Consider the following 18,370-nt stretch of genomic DNA (forward strand, 5'->3'; position numbering starts at 1 on the left):
GATTAATATGAAACTAGGTTTAATTGGATTAGGAAAAATGGGATTCCCATTAGCTGAACACTTACATGAAGACAAGCATGAAGTAGTTGTATACGATGTAAATAAAGAGCTTGTTGAAAAGGCAGGAAAACTAGGAATTACTGCACGTCATACATTAAAAGAAATGATCGCTGAACTAGAAGCTCCTCGTACAATTTGGGTAATGGTGCCTGCAGGAGAAGTTGTAGAGTCAGTACTAAAAGATGTATATCCGTTATTAGATGAAGGTGATATCGTTATTGAAGGCGGAAATTCATTCTATAAAGATACGTTACGCCGTGCTGAAGAAGCAAAAAGCTTCGGATTACATTATGTAGATATCGGTACATCAGGCGGTGTAGAAGGAGCTAGATACGGTGCTTGCTTAATGGTTGGTGGAGAAAAAGAAATTTACGACCAATTAGAACCTTTATTTAAAGATTTAGCAGTAGAAAATGGCTATTCTTATGCTGGCCGTGTTGGTAGTGGTCATTTCTTAAAAATGGTTCATAACGGTATTGAGTACGGCATGATGCAAGCAATCGCTGAAGGATTTGAAGTACTAGATAAGAGTGACTTTGATTTCAATTATGAAGATGTTGCAAAAGTATGGGCGAACGGATCAGTTATCCGTGGTTGGTTAATGGACTTAACTGAAAAAGCATTTGCAGAAGATCCAAAACTAGATGGCATTAAAGGTGTAATGAACTCTTCAGGAGAAGGAAAATGGACTGTTGAAACTGCACTTGAACTTCAAGCTGCAGCACCAGTTATCGCTATGTCATTATTTATGCGCTATCGTTCTCAGGAAGATGATACATTCCATGGAAAAGTAGTTTCAGCACTACGTAATCAGTTCGGTGGACATGAAGTTGTAAAAAAATAAGGATGTTTTTGAAAAGAAACTTGTGCATAAGCGCAAGTTTCTTTTTTATAGTTTAAGAAATTACTAATTTAAAAATACCAATCAATCATCGTTTTTTTGTCACAAATGACAGCTTCAACATTCATTGATTGAACAATATATTCTATATTTTCTTCTTTAGCTAATAATAAAGTTATAAAGGAATCAAATATACTCATAAACGCATACTCATTGTCTTCGCCAGTAATAATTAACTCATTATTGCTAATGTCCCAAATATCTAATGGAGTAGTATTATTTACCTTTAATAATCCGTTTGTATCAAGAATTGGTTCAGAGAAATATAGATTTTTTGCACCTTTAGAACCGAGGAGTTTAAGTAATTTATGTAATAAAAATATAGACGTATAATCTTCTGTTGGATAATAAAGATCTTTTTTAAAGTTTGAATGTAGCTTTTCAGCTAAATCCTCTCTTTTATATTCTTCTGTAAAGGCACTAATGGAAGTCAACATGGCCATTGCTAATTCTGCGTATGAATGTAATCCACTATAAGACATCATTTCCTTCCAAGAAACGGATTTCCCATTATGAATGATTTCTTCAGCGCTAGGATAGATGTGCTCATATGGGCTTTTTCTCACGGACTTTTCCCATCCTAAAGGCATTTGGACAAAAGGATGTAGCAATATAGCTGCAGATTTAAAGTTGCTTGGTAGTTGTTCTAAAATTGTTGATTTGTCATCTAGCCAAATGTAATCCAACAAAATATAACCTCCTCTTAGACTTTGAAATGTACGGATTCCCATATTATATTTTTTTGTATTGATTGTATCAAATATAAAGCGAAGTATGAAATATGTCCCAACATAAAAGTAAGAATAAATAAAATGAAGTTTTCATAAATAGTAAAAGGGTGCTTATGTCATCAGTATAGCTAAGAAATGTTGTTACATATAAGAAGAGCGTGTTAATAAAATATGAGGTGGTTAAATGGGAAATGAGCAAGTGAAGTCTGTAAAGGAAGAAAAAAAGTTATGTCTTTGTATGATCGTCAAAAATGAGTCTAGAATTATGGAAAGATGTTTAAATGCAACAAAATCAATTGTAGATTTTGTTTCTATTTGTGATACTGGATCGACGGATAATACGCCTGAAATTATTGAAAATTGGTGTAAGGAAAATAAGATACCTGGAACGGTTCATCATGAGCCGTTTAAAAACTTTGGTTATAACAGAAGCTTAGCTGTTTCATTAGCGCAAAAAACATATCCAGAAGCGGATTATTTATTAATATTAGATGCAGATATGATTTTAGAGGTTGATCCGAATTTCGATAAAAAGAGCTTAACGGAAGATCATTATCTTACATTGCAATATGATGTTCATATTAAATATTGGCTTACACGTCTTTTGAAAGCTTCTTTACCATGGAAATCTGTCGGTGTTACTCATGAGTATTGGGATATAGATCGTTCAAAAGTTGGAGTGAATTACAATACGAGGGTAGATCGGTTAGAGACTCTTGTCGTGAATGACCCTGGAGATGGCGGGAGTAAAGCTGATAAATTTGAAAGAGATGAGAGGTTGTTATTACAAGGAATAAACGACCCAGAAACAACGCCGGATTTGCATATAAGATATTTATTTTATTTAGCGCAGACTTATTTTCATTTAAGTCAATTTGAAGATTCGATTAAATGGTATAAAAAGCGAGTGGAAGCAGGGGGATGGGTTGAAGAGGTATTCTATTCGTTATTGCGAATAGGATTTTGTTATGAGCAGTTAGCAAATCGTTCAGCAAATAAACAAAATGAAGTGACAGATGCTGATGAAAAAGAGAATGTTAAAGGGCAAGAAGAGCAATATTTAGCATTAGCTGTTTTTTATTTTCAAAAAGCGTGGGAATATAGACCAACTCGGGCTGAACCATTATATCAACTTGCAAGGTTGTATCGATTACGATCTCAAAACAATATTGCTTTGATGTATGCTCTGCAAGGGAAGGAAATTCCTTTTCCAAAGGATGATCTTCTATTTGTAGATTATCATGTGTATGATTACTTATTTGATTATGAAATTTCTATTAGTGCTTTCTATATACCTCATAAAAAACATTTAGGGGCCGTGTCGCAAAAGTATTTGGAATCGATTAAAGAAGAGATTCCATTTCATATAGCAAATGTAGTAGAGAATAATGCGAAATTTTATTAAATACATTTTCGGTTAAAGGAGTAGTGGAGTAATCATGGAATTAATGCGATGGGCGATTGAACTAGGAGAATCGGTGCATGGAAATACGTATGAAGAATTGATGCCACTACTAGACTATTATTATGATCGTGATCATTTAAAAGCGTATTGTATCGCAAATCTTCTTTTAAACATGGATGTATTAGATGAGGACCGGGAAAGAATCGAATTAAGGAGATGCATCGCTGCTTATTATGCTGGATTATATAAAGTAGCAAGAAAACATGCAAATGAGTTGGTACTTAAACATCCGGATGTAGATTTATATAAAAATAATTTGAAATTAATGGAAGCTTATTTGAATAAAGAATATGATTATTGTCTTTTTATATGCCCAAAGACATACGGTAGTTTCATAGATGTTGCGCGAGCTTTAAAGTGGCGGTTGGAGCAGGAGGGAAATACAGTAATTATATCAGAAACAATACTGGAAAATGTAAAGAATACAGTTGTTTTTGGAGCACATACATACGCATATAACCCGAATCTTCTTCCGAAAGATGCAATTATTTATAATTTAGAACAGCTATACGAAGGAAGTCCATATGCGCACCCCCTTTATTTAATATTATTAAAAGATAGAGTGATTTGGGATTATAGTAAACAAAATATAGAATGGCTAAAACAAAAAGGGGTAGGAAAAGAAATAAAACATGTAGAAATGAGCTATGCTCCAACTTTGGAAATAAAAAAAGATGCATTTGAAGATGAGATTACTGAAGATATTGATATTCTGTTTATAGGTGCTCTTAATCCGAGGCGGCAAGCTATTTTTGATCATCTAAAAGCGATTGCCCCGAATTTAAATATAGTTTTTAAAAATAATGCGTGGGGAATTGTTAGAAATGAATTGATTGCTAGAGCTAAAATTATATTAAATATTCATTTTTACTTATCAGGAATTCTTGAAACACCTCGCGTGTCTTATGCAGTCGCAAATAAGAAATTTATTATTTCCGAAAATAGTAATCCAGAAGATGAGGTAGAGTGGCCGGGAATTGTATTTACTCCGTACGAAAAAATAATTGAAAACGTAATGAAATATATAGAATTACCAGAAGAACGGAAAAAATTAGCAGGAAAAGCATATAATCATTTTGAAGTAAATGAAAGTTTAGGTACATTGAGTCTGAGAGATGAAACAAAGTAATTGTGCGAAACTCATACGAAAGTATGAGTTCTTTTTTGTTTATCATACTATTTTATGAAACAAGTTAACTCTTTATATTGTGTTTTGTATAGAAATTTCTGATAATATATAAGTAGAACTTGAAAACAAAGGGGAGAAATAATCATGAAACTAGTCGTTATTAACGGTACACCAAGAAAATTTGGTAGAACTCGCGTGGTGGCAAAATATATTGCGGATCAATTTGAAGGGGAATTATATGATTTAGCAATTGAGGAGTTACCTTTATACAATGGAGAAGAGTCACAACGTGATTTAGAGGCAGTAAAAAAATTGAAAACGTTAGTGAAAGCTGCGGATGGGGTTGTATTATGTACACCAGAATATCATAATGCGATGAGCGGTGCGCTGAAAAACTCTTTAGATTACTTAAGTAGTAGTGAATTTATTCATAAACCAGTTGCGTTGTTAGCGGTTGCTGGTGGCGGTAAAGGTGGAATAAATGCATTAAACAGCATGCGAACGGTCGCTAGAGGTGTTTATGCAAATGCCATTCCAAAACAAGTTGTGCTTGATGGATTACATGTGCAAGATGGTGAACTTGGGGAAGATGCCAAACCATTAATTCATGATGTAGTTAAAGAATTAAAAGCATATATGAGCGTATATAAAGAGGTGAAAAAGCAACTAGGAGTGGAGTGATATGTCCTCACTTTATCATGATTCTCGCTTGTATTACATTCTAGGGGCCAATAGTCTATCTGCTATTGGTTCCGGAATTGTTATGATAACGATTCCGTGGCTGTTAATTAAAGAGAGTGGAGGAGAGACAACGTTTGGTTATGTTTCTATCATTGCAACCCTCATTATGTTTTTATTAACACCATTCATTGGGCAAAGTATTGATCGTTTTTCAAGAAAATCTTTATTGCTATGTAACGAAGGAATCGGAATTGCCGTAATTGGAATAATGGTTATATGGGGATTTGCGGGGCAACCTTATCATTCTATTCACTATATTCTTATTTATATAGCCGGATCATTCTACTATTTATTATTTTATCCTACAATATTTGCGTTCAACCAAGAGATATTTCAAGCGGAACATTATAAAAGTTTAAGTGGAACGATGGAAATACAAGGACAGTTAACACAAGTTATTTCTGGAGCGGCCGCGAGCTTCTTAATTGAAATTGTATCTTTGAAGTGGATTTTGTTAGTAGACATGTTAACTTTTGCTGGAGCATTTTTTCTTTTCTTATGTATACCGTACGTAAAGAAAAAAGAAGTGAAAAGAAAAATAACATTTAAGAAGCAATTATTTAAAGGAATTCACTTTATGAAAAAACGTCCTAAGCTCTTTTGGTTCTTACTGGCCACTTATATGCCGTTTATAGGTGTTATGATGGCAAATTATTTAATACCAGTTTATATTTCGGATATACTTAAAGCCAATGCCTCTGTATACGCAATAGAGGGGATGATGTACGGTGTTGGAGCGGTTGTTGCAGGAATCTGTATTCCACTCATAATGAAATATGTAAAAACAGAAGTTTCAATCGTTATGACGATGTTCATTTATGTAATTTCAATTACCGTAATGATTATTGAACCTTCCGTAATTTTCTTATATGGACTTGCAATTTTTCATGCAGTTGGAAATGCGGGTACAAGAGTGGCGAGAAATGTATTGATGATGGAGGAAATTCCAAACGAAGTAATGGGACGTGTAGACAGCTTATTTCGCCTAATTGGTACTGGAATACGAATTGTATTATTAATGCTGTTTACAGCGGGTGTATCTAAAGCCGGAGTAATGCTTCCGTTTTACGTATTAAGCTGCATATTGATCTTCTCATTAGGAATCGCTATTTATTATGTACTATCACAACGTAAAGTAGCGGCGAATGTTTCTAATAAATCAATCGTTTAAAAAAACACTTCTGCCGCCCTTTCTTTTTCTGTATAATAAAAAGAAAGGGAGTGCAAACTTATTTATGAACAAATGGATCTTTCTTATCATTTTATTATTACCGCCACTATATATCATTTATATGACGTTTAGAATGAACAAAGTTGCTCGTGAAAAGTTGAGCTATCACTCTCCGTACGTTCTTATACTGGGTGCAAAGTTATTTGGAGATAGACCGTCTTTATCTCTTCAAAATCGTTTGGATGTAGCGTTGGAGTATTTATTTTCCCATCCTGAATCGAAAGTAATTGTTTCAGGTGGTCAAGGAGAAGATGAAGATATACCTGAAGCTCACAGCATGAGAAACTATTTAATGGTACACGGTATAGATGAGAGTCGTATTTTAATAGAAGATCAATCTACAAATACGTATGAAAACTTAAAGTTTAGTATGGATTTATATAATGTGAAACATGCAGTAGTTGTAAGTAATACGTATCATTTATATCGAACGAAAATAATTGCAAAGCGTTTAGGCATGAAGATGGAGGCACTAGCTGCTGAAACGCCAATGCGTTCTAAGAGAAAAATGTATGTTCGCGAATATGCTGCTATTATGAAAACAATATTGTTCGACCGTTAGAGCTCAAATGCGAGCTCTTTTTTAATTTAAAAGCGTATCATTTGAAATGAATGCCATATTCCATCAAAATAAAGGAAACAACAGTAAAGGAGTTGTGTTTGTGATTCAATTTAATCATGTGTCAAAATCGTATGAAGATGGCACGAAAGCAGTGGATTCATTGCATTTAGAAATTAAAAAGGGAGAATTTTTCGTTCTCATCGGTCCGAGTGGTTGCGGGAAAACAACGACAATGAAGATGATTAATCGTTTAATCGAAACGACTGAAGGATCGATTTTAATCGATGGAAAAGATATTCAACAATATAATATAAACGAATTACGTTGGGATATAGGATATGTGTTGCAACAGATTGCATTGTTTCCTCATATGACAATCGCTGAAAATATTGCAGTTGTTCCTGAAATGAGGCAATTTAGCAAAAAGGAAATAAAAGCACGCGTCGATGACTTGTTACATATGGTTGGATTAGATCCGGATATATATCGAGATCGTATGCCTGATGAATTGTCAGGAGGACAAAAACAACGTGTCGGTGTCGTGCGAGCATTAGCCGCAAACCCGAAAATCGTTCTTATGGATGAACCATTTAGTGCGTTAGATCCATTAAGTAGGGAACAGCTTCAGAAGGATATTGTACAGTTGCAAAAAAAGATTCAAAAAACAATCGTGTTCGTAACACATGATATGCAAGAAGCATTATCACTTGGAGATCGCATTTGTATTATGAAAGAAGGAAAAGTTGTTCAACTAGATACACCAGAAGGAATTATACATAATCCGAAAAATGAATTTGTAGAGGAGTTCATTGGAAATCGTGGACGAACTTGGTATGAGGAGAAAAGTGTAGCAGATGTATTGCCGCTTGATCAAAGTGTGCAATTAGAAGGGCAGGCACTATCATTACATTCTTCTTTACAAGAAGCGTTAGTTCGTGTGCGTGATGAGGAGATCGTTCCAGTTGAAGAAAACGGTCAATATATTGGAGCGTTAACAAGTCGTCATATCGTCAATTACATTGTTGAACAAATGAAGGAAAGAGGCTAAACAGTGACTAATTTTATACAAACGTTCCAAGAACGAAAAATAGAATTACTAACTGCATTAAGTGAGCATTTACAAATATCGCTTATTTCATTATTTTTTGCAGTAATTATAGCGGTGCCACTTGGCATTTTATTAACAAGAAAAGAACGAATGGCTGAATTTATAATAGGAACTTCTGCAGTAATGCAGACAGTGCCATCACTTGCATTACTCGGACTATTAATTCCGTTAGTAGGAATCGGAAAACTTCCAGCGATTATTGCATTAGTTGTGTATGCACTATTACCTATTTTACGAAATACATATACAGGAATAAGGGAATTAGATGAATCTCTAATAGAAGCCGCGAAAGCTATGGGGATGAATAGTTGGAGAAGATTGTGGAAGGTAGAACTTCCTCTTGCATTGCCTATCATTATGGCCGGTATTCGTACAGCGATGGTATTAATTGTTGGAACGGCTACATTAGCAGCTCTCATTGGTGCTGGTGGGCTCGGTAAGCTTATATTATTAGGCATAGATCGAAATGATCATGCACTTATCATTTTAGGGGCCGTACCAGCCGCGTTACTCGCTTTATTCTTTGATATAGTACTTCGCATACTTGAACGACCGAAACGCTCTTCTAAGCGTGTTATATTGACGATATGTATTGTTTGTATAATGATTGCTTCTCCATTTCTTTGGAGTACAGAAAAGAAAGATATTGTTATTGCGGGCAAACTTGGATCAGAACCTGAAATTTTAATTCAAATGTATAAGCAGCTTATTGAACAAGATACCGATTTAAACGTACAATTAAAACCAGGTCTTGGAAAAACAGCATTTGTATTTGAAGCGTTGAAATCCGGGGAAGTAGATATATACCCAGAATTTTCAGGAACAGCTTTATCTACTTTCGTGAAAGAAGAACCAAAGAGCACAAATCGTGATGAAGTATATGATCAGGCTCGCATTGGAATGGAAAAGAAATATAATATGGTTATGTTGAAGCCAATGGAGTATAACAATACATATGCACTAGCCATGCCGAAAAAAATAGCAGATCAAAAGAATATAAATACAATTTCTGATTTAGGGAATGTTGTGCAGGAAGCCAAAGTAGGGTTTACATTGGAATTTGCTGATCGTGAAGATGGTTATAAAGGAATGCAAAAATTATATAACTATAAGTTCTCGAATGTTAAAACGATGGAGCCGAAGCTGCGTTATAGCGCAATTCAATCTGGAGATGTTAACGTAATTGATGCATATTCAACAGATAGTGAATTGGAGCAATACGGACTGAAAGTGTTAAAAGATGATAAAGGGTTATTCCCACCTTATCAAGGAGCGCCATTATTAAGAAAAGAAACGTTACAGAAATATCCTGAACTTGAAAAGGTATTAAATAAATTATCTGGAAAGATTACAGATGAAGAAATGCGAAAAATGAATTATGAAGTTAACGTAAATGGTAAAAGTAGTGAAGAAGTCGCAAAACAATTTTTAGAAAAAGAGAATTTACTTCGTTAAATTTACAAGAAATATACAAATTTATATGTTTTAAATGACCGTTCATTACAAAATGAGCGGTTTTTTTGTGCATACTTATACATTTTTTCAAAAAAGTATTCCATTTTTGTTCATTTTCTTTTAGAATAAGTAATGTTTTCCTGAAAAAATATAAGAGAAACGTCTATTAGAGAAAAAGGTGACTTTAATAGTTGAACGAACATAACACCTAGAATGACAGATGGGGTGGTACAAATAGAAAAGAAGTTAGGATTTTTTCCGTTAATCGCATTAGTGGTTGGAACAATGGTTGGTGGCGGTGTTTTTAGTTTACCGCATGATTTAGCAGTAGGAGCAAACAGTGGTGCAATAATAATTGGCTGGTGTATTACAGCGATGGGAATGATTCCACTTGCGCTCGTATATCAAACGTTAGCAAGACAAAAACCGGAACTTGAAGGTGGAATTTATAGTTATGCACGTGCTGGTTTCGGTGAATATATTGGATTTAATAGTGCTTGGGGATATTGGCTAGCAGGAATCTTAGGTAATGTCGCAACAATTATGTTACTGTTTAGTACATTAGGTTATTTCTTTCCAATTTTCAAAGGAGGAAATAATGTTGCATCTATCGTTGGGGCATCACTTTTATTATGGACACTTCATTTTCTAATTTTATTTGGAATCCGTGAAGCTTCTATTATGAATGTTATCGCAACAATAGGGAAGTTAGTTCCAATCGTTTTATTTATTGTTGTAATGGTAACAGCCTTTCGCTGGGACACATTTACACATGATTTTTGGGGAGAAGGAACCTTCTCACTTTCCGCTATACTTGGTCAAGTGAAAAATACAATGCTTGTAACACTTTGGGTTTTCATTGGAGTTGAAGGAGCGGTTGTATTATCCGGAAGAGCGAAGAATAGCCGAGATGTTGGTAAGGCAACAGTAATGGGACTTATTTTAGTAATGTCCATATATATTTTAATTTCTGTTCTGTCAATGGGAGCGATGACAAGAAGCGAACTTTCTGTGCTAGAAACTCCGTCAATGGGACATGTATTAGAGCATGTTGTTGGTTCATGGGGTGCAGTTGCGATTAACATTGGGTTAGTTGCTTCACTTGTCGGTACATTAATTGGCTGGTTTTTACTTGTTTCTGAAATTTCTCATGTAGCCGGAAAAGATGGCGTATTTCCGAAAGTCTTTACGAAGACAAATAAAAAGCAAACACCGCACATGGCATTATGGATTTCAAATGGTGTTGCCCAAATTATATTTATCATCGTTCTGTTTTCAGAATCAACATATCAAATTATGTATTTCATTGCATCAACATCAATTTTATTACCATATTTATTATCAGCATTATTCCAATTTAAATTAGTCATTACAAACGAGCTAAAAGACGCTAAATTAAAAAATGGAGCGTTAGCTTTAATTGCTTCTATTTACTCTGTATGGCTTCTTTATGCAGCTGGTTTAAAGAATTTACTACTAGTTTCAATTGTGTATGGAATTGGAATTATTGTTTACACGTTTGCAAGAAAAGAACAAGGGAACCGTTGCTTTGCAGGTGCAGAGAAATATGTGATGTGGGCAATTATTATTGCGGCTATCACATCACTGTATATGTTATTAACTGGAAATATAAAAATGTAAAAAGTCCTTTTCATTTAAAGGGCTTTTTTCTTTGTTTAGAGAATATTTACTACATAAGATATTCAGGAGGGATGAGAATGGAAGAAAAAGAACAGTTGTCTAGAATAATTGATTTAGCTAGTGAGTTAAGGAAAGTATTAGTGCAAGAATCTTTTTTTAATCATCATCCTGAACTGAGAGGAGTCATTGAGAATTTAGCAAGTTCTGTTGAAAATTTGGCGGAATTGCAAAAAAGTAAAGATGAAAACGCTGAAGATCGATTACGTTACGTACTTGCTAAAATGAAAATTGCTCATAATGCAATTTTACAAGAGAAAAAAGCATTTCCTTCTCATTAATATACGTTTTAATTTTGAACCTGGCGGATAACGTCAGGTTTTTTATTTCTAGTTTTTCGTTTCTTTCATACACTAAGAATAGTATGAAAAAAGAAGGTGACTAAGGTGAAATTACATAAAGCTCTTCAGCCAAGTTTTATAAAACGAATGTACTATATGAGATTTTTAGGGAAATTTACAAAAGCTGAAAAAGAGAAGAGTGGAGAGAATTTCTTTGTACAATGCTTATCGCCAATACCATTCACTTTACAGGAACAATTTGCAAATGAACCCTATGTATTTGAAGGATTATGTAGTAATAAAAAGAATGAAAAAATCTTTTTGGAATTAAAGAAGAGGAAATTAGAAAAGCAATTAGTGATGTTTCGTCTTTATTATGAAAGAGGAAATGTATACGTGGAGTTAATATGTACAGAAGAACCGAAAGAAATAGCAAGCAGCTATAAAATGATTCCGGCACCTAAAGTTACAAATAATAAAAAAAGAGAATCTTTAGAACGAAAACTTAGCAACGGTTATTTATCATTCCTAATGCCTAAATTTCCGAAGGACTTTGAGCCTCCCGAATTATTGTGGCACGATGGAAGACTGTATGGAAACATATCCTTAAAGTCATCAATTAGCTCAATCGCATATTTTGAACAGAAACGTGAATGTAAATATATAAACTGCAGTGACTGGACGAAGTATGTAGAAATAGCGGTAGAAGATCAATTATATTTTGTAAGTGATCATGTGTATGAGCAATTAAAAAAACGAATGCATGAAGAAGGTAAGCTAGTTGAAGTAGAGGATATAAAAGTGCAAAAAGATGAATGGGAATGGGATGAGCGTGAATCGTCCTTTTTACAGTATGTACAAAGTATGGTGCATAATAAAGGGCTATATTTGGATGCAACGGATATTTATAATTTCCATATAAGTGTAAAAACAAATATGTTAACGATTCTTGGTGGTATACCGGGCGTTGGGAAATCACGTTTTGTGCAAACTTATGCAGAAGCATTAGGATTACAGTATGGGGAAGAATTGGTTTGGATTCCAATTTCACCATCGTATCAAGAACCACATGATTTACTTGGTTACCTTCATCCAAATGGTACTTTTATTGAAAGTGAAACGAAGTTAGTTAGGACGTTAATGAAGGCGAAAGAAAATCCCAATCAACTGTATATAATCGTTTTTGATGAAATGAACATGTCACATATTGAGCATTGGTTTACTCCATTTTTATCTGTTCTTCAACTTGAAACAAAAAATCGTATTTTAAACTTGTATGAGGGTGTTCAGGACATTGAGAATTCAATTCCATCAACAATTGAAATTGGAGAAAATATTATATTTGTAGGTACTGTGAATTTTGATGAAACAACGAAAGAGCTCTCCGATCGATTATTAGACCGAACGAACTTAATAACGTTACAAAAAATTCCGTTTTGTGAGATGGGCATGGAACTGGGGAAAGTCGTATTACACCCACCTTTGAAAGTAACAGCGGGAGAATTTCGGATAAATTGGATGAGAAATAAAGCGATGATTGAAGTGTTTTCTGAAGAAGAATTAGAGCTATTAGATAAGTTGCATGTCGTATTGTCATCACATGATGCGTCTAAGGGAATTTCTTTCCGATGTGCAAACGCAATTGCGACTTATTTGCAAAATATACCGTTCCAAAATAACCATACCTATATGATCAGTAGAGAAGAAGGGTTTGATTTACAAATAAAGCAGCGTGTATTGACGAAAATCAGAGGGACCGAAATGATGGTTGGTTCTTTACTTTCTGAAGAAGCAAAAAGGGGAGCGACCTTAGTACCTCTTTTGCAATCTGCACTTGCAAACAGAGTATCTACATTTGAACACTCTTTAGCATATATACGAGAAAAACGTAGGGAACTGGAGCTGTATGGATATGCAAAATGAAGGGCGTTACGAAACAAAAATCGTTGATACGAATGAAACGCTCCCTTTTGTATTAAAGTTAATCATTGGAAATGAGGGGAAAGGAGATTATATTTTATTAAATCGTCTTTGTACATCTACTACAGCATTAGTTCAATGCATTTATAAAGTACAAGAATTAAAACCGATTAGATTGCAGTACAATTATGAAATCCCAATGAATATTACTTTTATATGGAATAAAGTATATGAGGGACAGAAAAATATAAAAGAGGCTCAATATGAAATAAATGAAAAAAAACAAAGAGTATTAATATATGAACATGGGAAAACAGAATTCTTTTATCCATGGCGCTGTGGTTTATACCATTTTGAAGTTCGTATAGAAGATACAACGTATTATGGTGCTTTTCAAATCGTACCGAAAAACTTTTTTGATGATCAATTTGAAATGATTCAAGACTATGTGAAGTCAATTTTAAATGAGTTGATTTTGGATAGAGGTTATTATAAAAAGACTTTCTCTGCACTTAGCGATATTGAGGATTCTTCTTATTTAGTGTTGCTTAGAAAGTTACCCCAAAAAATGAAGATGATAAAGCAAATCTTTAAGAAAATAGAATCAAGCTCAAAATTTATAAATGTATATAAATGGGAAGGAAAAGAGAGAAAGCCAACAAGAAAAGGAACCATAGTGGCAGAAAGAAAACCTTATGCAAAACATTATAATCGTAAGTTTATAGAACAAAAAAATAGTAAGGAAAATGCATTTCTTAAATATAAATCGATGCAATTTTATCACTATTTAATTGAAGCTAAAAGTTTTTTACGTCAAACAATTGAAATATTAGAAAGAGAAAAAAAGAAAAAATCAGAAGAGTTTCAAGCCGTAAAAACAATTATACAAACAATTGAGCGTAATGGATCAGTAACCGATAGAGAGAAGCAAAAATATAAAAATATACATTTACTAAAAGAAGCCGATTTACGAAAGAGCTCAATGAAAATACAAGAATATAAAATATTGGCGCACATTGTTCATGAAAATGTACAATACTTTCAAATGTTAATGCACTCCTCGTTTTGGAGGGAAGTTACTGAAACAAGTAACATGAACTTACATGATCTACCGATACCACATCAACAATTACTACATCATTTAGAAGTACTCCCGCAGTATACGGATCAATCTCCATCGTTATTATTTGTTTATAAGCCAACGTTTTTAGTGTATGAATATTACGCTTTTTTTATCGTTATTTCAATTTTAGAGCAAATTGGTTTTGAGGCTAGAAATTCCATTCGTGAACAAATACAAGAACATTTTTATGTAGATGGATTACAAGATGGAACGACAGTAGTTTTACAACGAGATGATTTAAAGGTGCATGTCGCATTTAATGACTTAATTGAAACACATCCTCTTATTGCATTAAGTAAAGGGAGTAATTTTTACAATGGTGAGGATACGAAGAAGCCAGATATTCGCTTAGACTGTTATGTAAAAGAAGATGGGAAATACGTATATAAATCTTCTATTATTATTGAAGTGAAGTATAGTCCAATGTACAATATTTTTCAGCACGTCGGAAATACGAAAGCAACTGAGCAAATGTATAAGTATTGGTCTATAAAGTATGTAGAAGAACAGGATGGAAAGCGAGTCTATTATCGAAGGTCAATTTATGAAGTCATTTGTGTATATCCAGGAAGCCATATGCATAGTAAAAAAATTGAGTCTGGATGTGGTGTTTTCTTACAGTTATATCCATATAAGACGAAACAAGGGGAAGAGAAATTAGCTGGAAAACATGGGATGGTACAAATTTTTGAAAAGTGGTTAAAAAGCATTGAGAAGTAAAAGAAATCCTTTTTCATAAAGGATTTTTTTAGATTAAGAAGAATTATATGCTGTATGGAAAGAAACATATTGTAAGTTAGATTTGAAAAGTGATACGAATGTGTTATTAAAAGGAATGTGAGCGCGGGATAAAAGTCGATTAAATTGGAATCTAATTCATTTTGCAGAATATAATAAGTAATAAATATTTTTAGTTGCATACGAAGATTTGTTCTTATATGATAGATAGTGAAAGCGTTATCAAAAACAGAGCGACGATGGGAAAGGCGGTTAAATATGTTCCAGCGTGTTCAAACAAAGGAAGAACATTTTGGGTTCGAGCAACTATGGGGAGATTTTTGTGAAGAAAGAAACTTAATGTTCGTAGAACGTAATTTAAATCCATCACGATTTTTATTAATAGAAGATGAACATCCTATTGGTACAGTAGAATGTATTAAGTATACGGTACCTGAACAATCAAATTCTGAGTTTTTCTATCCGTTTTCTAAAAATGATTTAGTAAAAGATTTGAAGAATGTGTATGAAATAGGCAAGTTAAGTATTTCGAAAACGTCTCGTGGGAGAGGACATTTCAAAAGGCTAACAGCTATTTTATTTATACATGCGTTAGAAACAAAAGCTGAATGGTACATTGCAGCAGTAACAAAAAGAATGTATATGTATTTACTTACACTCGGTTTTCCAATTGAACCGATAGATAATCCATTTCAGTTTCATGATACTTTACAAGGTGTACCAGTAAGAATTCATGCTCGAAAAGGGGTTACGCATTTGTATTCTTTAAAAGAATTTCGTGATGTGATTCAAGGGAATGCTCATGCACAGGCATTAATTGCAGAATACAGTAAAAATATTATGTTAACGAAATAAAACGAAGTGAATATGTATAATAAAGAGAATAATATTTTTATAAGATATAACTCTTCATTAAAAAAGACCCTTATTATTTTAATAAGGGTCTAAAAATTATAATCCAAATATACTAAAAATCATTTTGCGGCGCTTCGGTTTCTTTTCTCGTTCGTATGTTGGTTTTGAATCAGGAGTAATATAAATGGGTTCTTCTTTCGTTAGGGCAGCTTCTAATTTTTGAATTCGTTCTAACATTTCCTCCATTTCACGACGGTGTTGTAAAAGTTGGTACGTGACGACATCATTTGCCTTATCTTGCATTTGTTCTTCCATTCGATCGAGTCTTCTCGTCATAGTGTTTAATTGATCAGCTAATTGTTCAAAATCATTCGATGATATGTTTTGAACAATTGTATTGACTTGAGTTTTTAATTCTTCAACCTCATTTGAGGAAGTCTTTTGAGTAGGTTGAGGATTTTGAGACTGCTCTATTTGAAATAGATGGTGTTCTAACATTTGATCGACATCATCTTGTGTGAAAATAAAGTGGCCATATTTGTTTTTTTCTATCGTAAGATTTAATTGTTGCGCGATCCGGACAACAGCCTTTGGGCTAACACCTAATTTTTTTGCGATAAATGGTGTTTTATATTCCAAAATAATCCCTCCTATATATATCCTGTTGAATGATTTCGAGCTATGAAGTAAGTTCCCTTCAAGTGCGACAAAAGAAGTGTGGAATCGGCAAAGAAAGTGTTTTTTCACGAAATTGAGTTGAGAAGAATAGTTCGTTTAAATAAAAATGTTTTATCGTAACATTTAGAATAATTTGACTAGTGTAAATGAATTAGATTATCATAATGATAAATATCTTTTTTATGTATGCATATAATATATAAAAAGGTGGTTGCTAATGTAGAATTTTGTTAGAGTATTAGAATGCTTACTTCACTTGAATAAAATTAAGTAGGAGGTGGCTTCCTTGCTTACAATGTAAGTAAGGAAAAGTATTTGGACATATATAGTATAAGTATAGTGATTGTTTTAATTGCCTTAACGGCATTTTTCGTTGCAGCAGAATTTGCAATTGTTAAAGTGAGAAGTTCACGAATTGACTATTTAATTGCAGAAGGAAATAATCGTGCAACATCGGTGAAAACAGTCATTACAAACTTAGACGAATATTTATCTGCTTGTCAGCTAGGAATTACTGTTACAGCTTTAGGAATTGGGTGGTTTGGTAAACCTGCGTTAAAGCAAATGTTTGATACGCTTTTTGCAAATTGGAATATCTCTACTCAACTAGCAGACATTTTTGCTGTAATTTTAGTATTTTTGTTAATTACTTTTTTACATGTTGTAATAGGGGAATTGGCCCCAAAAACATTTGCAATTCAAAAATCTGAACAAGTAAGTTTGCTTGTTTCTAAGCCGTTAATTTTCTTTTATCGTATTGCATTCCCATTTATTTGGATATTAAATGGTTCAGCTCGAATCATTACGAAGCTGCTAGGGTTGAAACCGCCGAAGGGGCATGATGAGGTTCATTCAGAAGAAGAATTACGGTTGTTAGTTTCAGAGAGTTATAAAAATGGTGAAATTAATCAATCTGAATATAAATATGTAAATAAAATTTTTGAATTTGATGATCGGATTGCAAAAGAAATAATGGTACCTCGAACTGAAATGAATATTATAAGTAAAGAAATGCCTGCTGAAGAAGCTTTGCAAAAAATGTCTCGTGAAAAATATACAAGGTATCCAGTAGTTGATGGCGATAAAGACCACGTAATAGGTTTTGTGAATTTTAAAGATATTTTTACTGAGTTTGTACAACATAAAGCTGTTAATAAAAAGACAGTAGAGCAATATATGAGACCAATTATTTTAGTTATCGATTCTATCCCAATTCATAATTTGTTTTTAAAAATGCAAAAAGAAAGAACACATATTGCTATATTGATAGATGAATATGGTGGGACATCTGGACTTGTTACTGTTGAAGATATTCTGGAAGAAATTGTTGGAGATATTCAGGATGAGTTTGATACGGATGAGCAGCCAGAAATTCAACAAGTTAGTGAAACGAAGACGATACTAGAGGGAAAAGTACTTGTTAGTGAAGTGAATACGTTATTTGGTTTAGGGATTGATGATGATGGTGTTGATACAATTGGTGGTTGGATTTTAACGAAGAATATAGAGATTGCTGAAGAGGATTCCATTGAAATTGAAAATTATAAGTTTTGTGTGAAAGAATTAGATGGACACTATATAAAAAGATTGGAAGTTACAAAGATAGTAGAATCGATTGTTATTTTAGAAGATGAAAAACAAATTTCATTACAAGAGCAAATTAGCTCGTAAACTCTGCTAAATAGCAGAGTTTT

Annotated in this window: 16 protein-coding genes; 14 read left to right on the forward strand and 2 right to left on the reverse strand. The window is 33.5% G+C overall.

Going from position 1 to position 18,370, the window contains the following annotated elements; all coding sequences use genetic code 11:
* Nucleotides 1-7 precede the first annotated feature (7 nt).
* A complete protein-coding gene (gene gnd / locus MHI26_RS11315) occupies nucleotides 8-904 on the forward strand; it encodes a phosphogluconate dehydrogenase (NAD(+)-dependent, decarboxylating) (RefSeq protein WP_000765982.1) in 897 nt (298 codons plus the stop codon).
* A gap of 68 nt (nucleotides 905-972) precedes the next feature.
* On the opposite strand, the gene MHI26_RS11320 is transcribed toward gnd, so the two are convergent.
* Nucleotides 973-1,737: a DUF2711 family protein gene (locus tag MHI26_RS11320; RefSeq protein WP_061665984.1), complete on the reverse strand. Its 765-nt coding sequence runs from the start codon at nucleotides 1,735-1,737 to the stop codon at nucleotides 973-975.
* Between the two features lie 139 nt (nucleotides 1,738-1,876).
* On the opposite strand from MHI26_RS11320, the gene MHI26_RS11325 reads away from it, so the two are divergent.
* The 12 genes from MHI26_RS11325 (at nucleotide 1,877) to MHI26_RS11380 (ending at nucleotide 15,998) form a co-directional block, all read left to right on the forward strand.
* Entirely contained in the window at nucleotides 1,877-3,097 is a 1,221-nt protein-coding gene (locus MHI26_RS11325) for a glycosyltransferase (protein ID WP_000526229.1), read from the forward strand.
* A gap of 34 nt (nucleotides 3,098-3,131) precedes the next feature.
* The gene (locus tag MHI26_RS11330; RefSeq protein ID WP_000422322.1) at nucleotides 3,132-4,286 is read left to right on the forward strand and encodes a hypothetical protein; all 1,155 of its coding nucleotides are present in this window, start codon (nucleotides 3,132-3,134) and stop codon (nucleotides 4,284-4,286) included.
* Between the two features lie 144 nt (nucleotides 4,287-4,430).
* Nucleotides 4,431-4,967 (forward strand): NADPH-dependent FMN reductase, encoded by a 537-nt coding sequence (locus tag MHI26_RS11335; RefSeq protein WP_000780355.1) that lies wholly within the window; start codon nucleotides 4,431-4,433, stop codon nucleotides 4,965-4,967.
* A gap of 1 nt (nucleotide 4,968) precedes the next feature.
* Nucleotides 4,969-6,198 (forward strand): MFS transporter, encoded by a 1,230-nt coding sequence (locus tag MHI26_RS11340; RefSeq protein WP_061665985.1) that lies wholly within the window; start codon nucleotides 4,969-4,971, stop codon nucleotides 6,196-6,198.
* 64 nt (nucleotides 6,199-6,262) lie between these two features.
* Nucleotides 6,263-6,820 carry a YdcF family protein gene (locus MHI26_RS11345; RefSeq protein ID WP_061665995.1) on the forward strand — a complete coding sequence of 186 codons (558 nt, stop codon included), beginning with the start codon at nucleotides 6,263-6,265 and terminating at the stop codon, nucleotides 6,818-6,820.
* 100 nt (nucleotides 6,821-6,920) lie between these two features.
* Nucleotides 6,921-7,868 (forward strand): ABC transporter ATP-binding protein, encoded by a 948-nt coding sequence (locus MHI26_RS11350; RefSeq protein WP_000614072.1) that lies wholly within the window; start codon nucleotides 6,921-6,923, stop codon nucleotides 7,866-7,868.
* Nucleotides 7,869-7,871: 3 nt separating this feature from the next.
* Nucleotides 7,872-9,383 (forward strand): ABC transporter permease/substrate-binding protein, encoded by a 1,512-nt coding sequence (locus MHI26_RS11355; RefSeq protein WP_000181016.1) that lies wholly within the window; start codon nucleotides 7,872-7,874, stop codon nucleotides 9,381-9,383.
* Between the two features lie 213 nt (nucleotides 9,384-9,596).
* The gene (locus MHI26_RS11360) at nucleotides 9,597-11,024 is read left to right on the forward strand and encodes a basic amino acid/polyamine antiporter (RefSeq protein ID WP_061665986.1); all 1,428 of its coding nucleotides are present in this window, start codon (nucleotides 9,597-9,599) and stop codon (nucleotides 11,022-11,024) included.
* Nucleotides 11,025-11,101: 77 nt separating this feature from the next.
* Complete coding sequence (locus MHI26_RS11365) at nucleotides 11,102-11,362, forward strand: hypothetical protein (RefSeq protein WP_000391447.1); 261 nt, start codon at nucleotides 11,102-11,104, stop codon at nucleotides 11,360-11,362.
* 105 nt (nucleotides 11,363-11,467) lie between these two features.
* Nucleotides 11,468-13,285, forward strand: a complete 1,818-nt coding sequence (locus MHI26_RS11370) for an AAA family ATPase (protein WP_000766193.1) — start codon at nucleotides 11,468-11,470, stop codon at nucleotides 13,283-13,285.
* Nucleotides 13,275-15,125: a hypothetical protein gene (locus tag MHI26_RS11375; RefSeq protein WP_086413789.1), complete on the forward strand. Its 1,851-nt coding sequence runs from the start codon at nucleotides 13,275-13,277 to the stop codon at nucleotides 15,123-15,125. Before MHI26_RS11370 ends, MHI26_RS11375 begins: the two co-directional genes overlap by 11 nt.
* Nucleotides 15,126-15,401: 276 nt before the next feature.
* The gene (locus tag MHI26_RS11380) at nucleotides 15,402-15,998 is read left to right on the forward strand and encodes a hypothetical protein (protein WP_000487795.1); all 597 of its coding nucleotides are present in this window, start codon (nucleotides 15,402-15,404) and stop codon (nucleotides 15,996-15,998) included.
* A 96-nt stretch (nucleotides 15,999-16,094) separates the two neighbouring features.
* On the opposite strand, the gene racA is transcribed toward MHI26_RS11380, so the two are convergent.
* A complete protein-coding gene (gene racA, locus MHI26_RS11385) occupies nucleotides 16,095-16,637 on the reverse strand; it encodes a chromosome-anchoring protein RacA (RefSeq protein WP_000456014.1) in 543 nt (180 codons plus the stop codon).
* Between the two features lie 354 nt (nucleotides 16,638-16,991).
* Here racA and MHI26_RS11390 point away from each other — a divergent pair, with 354 nt between their 5' ends.
* On the forward strand, nucleotides 16,992-18,347 hold the full coding sequence (locus tag MHI26_RS11390; protein WP_000356248.1) for a hemolysin family protein: 1,356 nt from the start codon (nucleotides 16,992-16,994) through the stop codon (nucleotides 18,345-18,347).
* Nucleotides 18,348-18,370 lie beyond the last annotated feature (23 nt).

The sequence above is a fragment of the Bacillus sp. FSL K6-1218 genome (assembly GCF_038006445.1).
GTDB lineage: Bacteria > Bacillota > Bacilli > Bacillales > Bacillaceae_G > Bacillus_A > Bacillus_A thuringiensis_S.

Excerpts from the sequence above, each read along its gene's own strand:
- MHI26_RS11345 (WP_061665995.1), top strand. The coding sequence starts at position 6,263 with ATGAACAAATGGATCTTTCTTATCATTTTATTATTACCGCCACTATAT.
- MHI26_RS11330 (WP_000422322.1), top strand. The coding sequence starts at position 3,132 with ATGGAATTAATGCGATGGGCGATTGAACTAGGAGAATCGGTGCATGGA.
- gnd (WP_000765982.1), top strand. The coding sequence starts at position 8 with ATGAAACTAGGTTTAATTGGATTAGGAAAAATGGGATTCCCATTAGCT.
- MHI26_RS11365 (WP_000391447.1), top strand. The coding sequence starts at position 11,102 with ATGGAAGAAAAAGAACAGTTGTCTAGAATAATTGATTTAGCTAGTGAG.
- MHI26_RS11335 (WP_000780355.1), top strand. The coding sequence starts at position 4,431 with ATGAAACTAGTCGTTATTAACGGTACACCAAGAAAATTTGGTAGAACT.
- MHI26_RS11340 (WP_061665985.1), top strand. The coding sequence starts at position 4,969 with ATGTCCTCACTTTATCATGATTCTCGCTTGTATTACATTCTAGGGGCC.
- MHI26_RS11375 (WP_086413789.1), top strand. The coding sequence starts at position 13,275 with ATGCAAAATGAAGGGCGTTACGAAACAAAAATCGTTGATACGAATGAA.
- MHI26_RS11325 (WP_000526229.1), top strand. The coding sequence starts at position 1,877 with ATGGGAAATGAGCAAGTGAAGTCTGTAAAGGAAGAAAAAAAGTTATGT.
- MHI26_RS11360 (WP_061665986.1), top strand. The coding sequence starts at position 9,597 with ATGACAGATGGGGTGGTACAAATAGAAAAGAAGTTAGGATTTTTTCCG.
- MHI26_RS11380 (WP_000487795.1), top strand. The coding sequence starts at position 15,402 with ATGTTCCAGCGTGTTCAAACAAAGGAAGAACATTTTGGGTTCGAGCAA.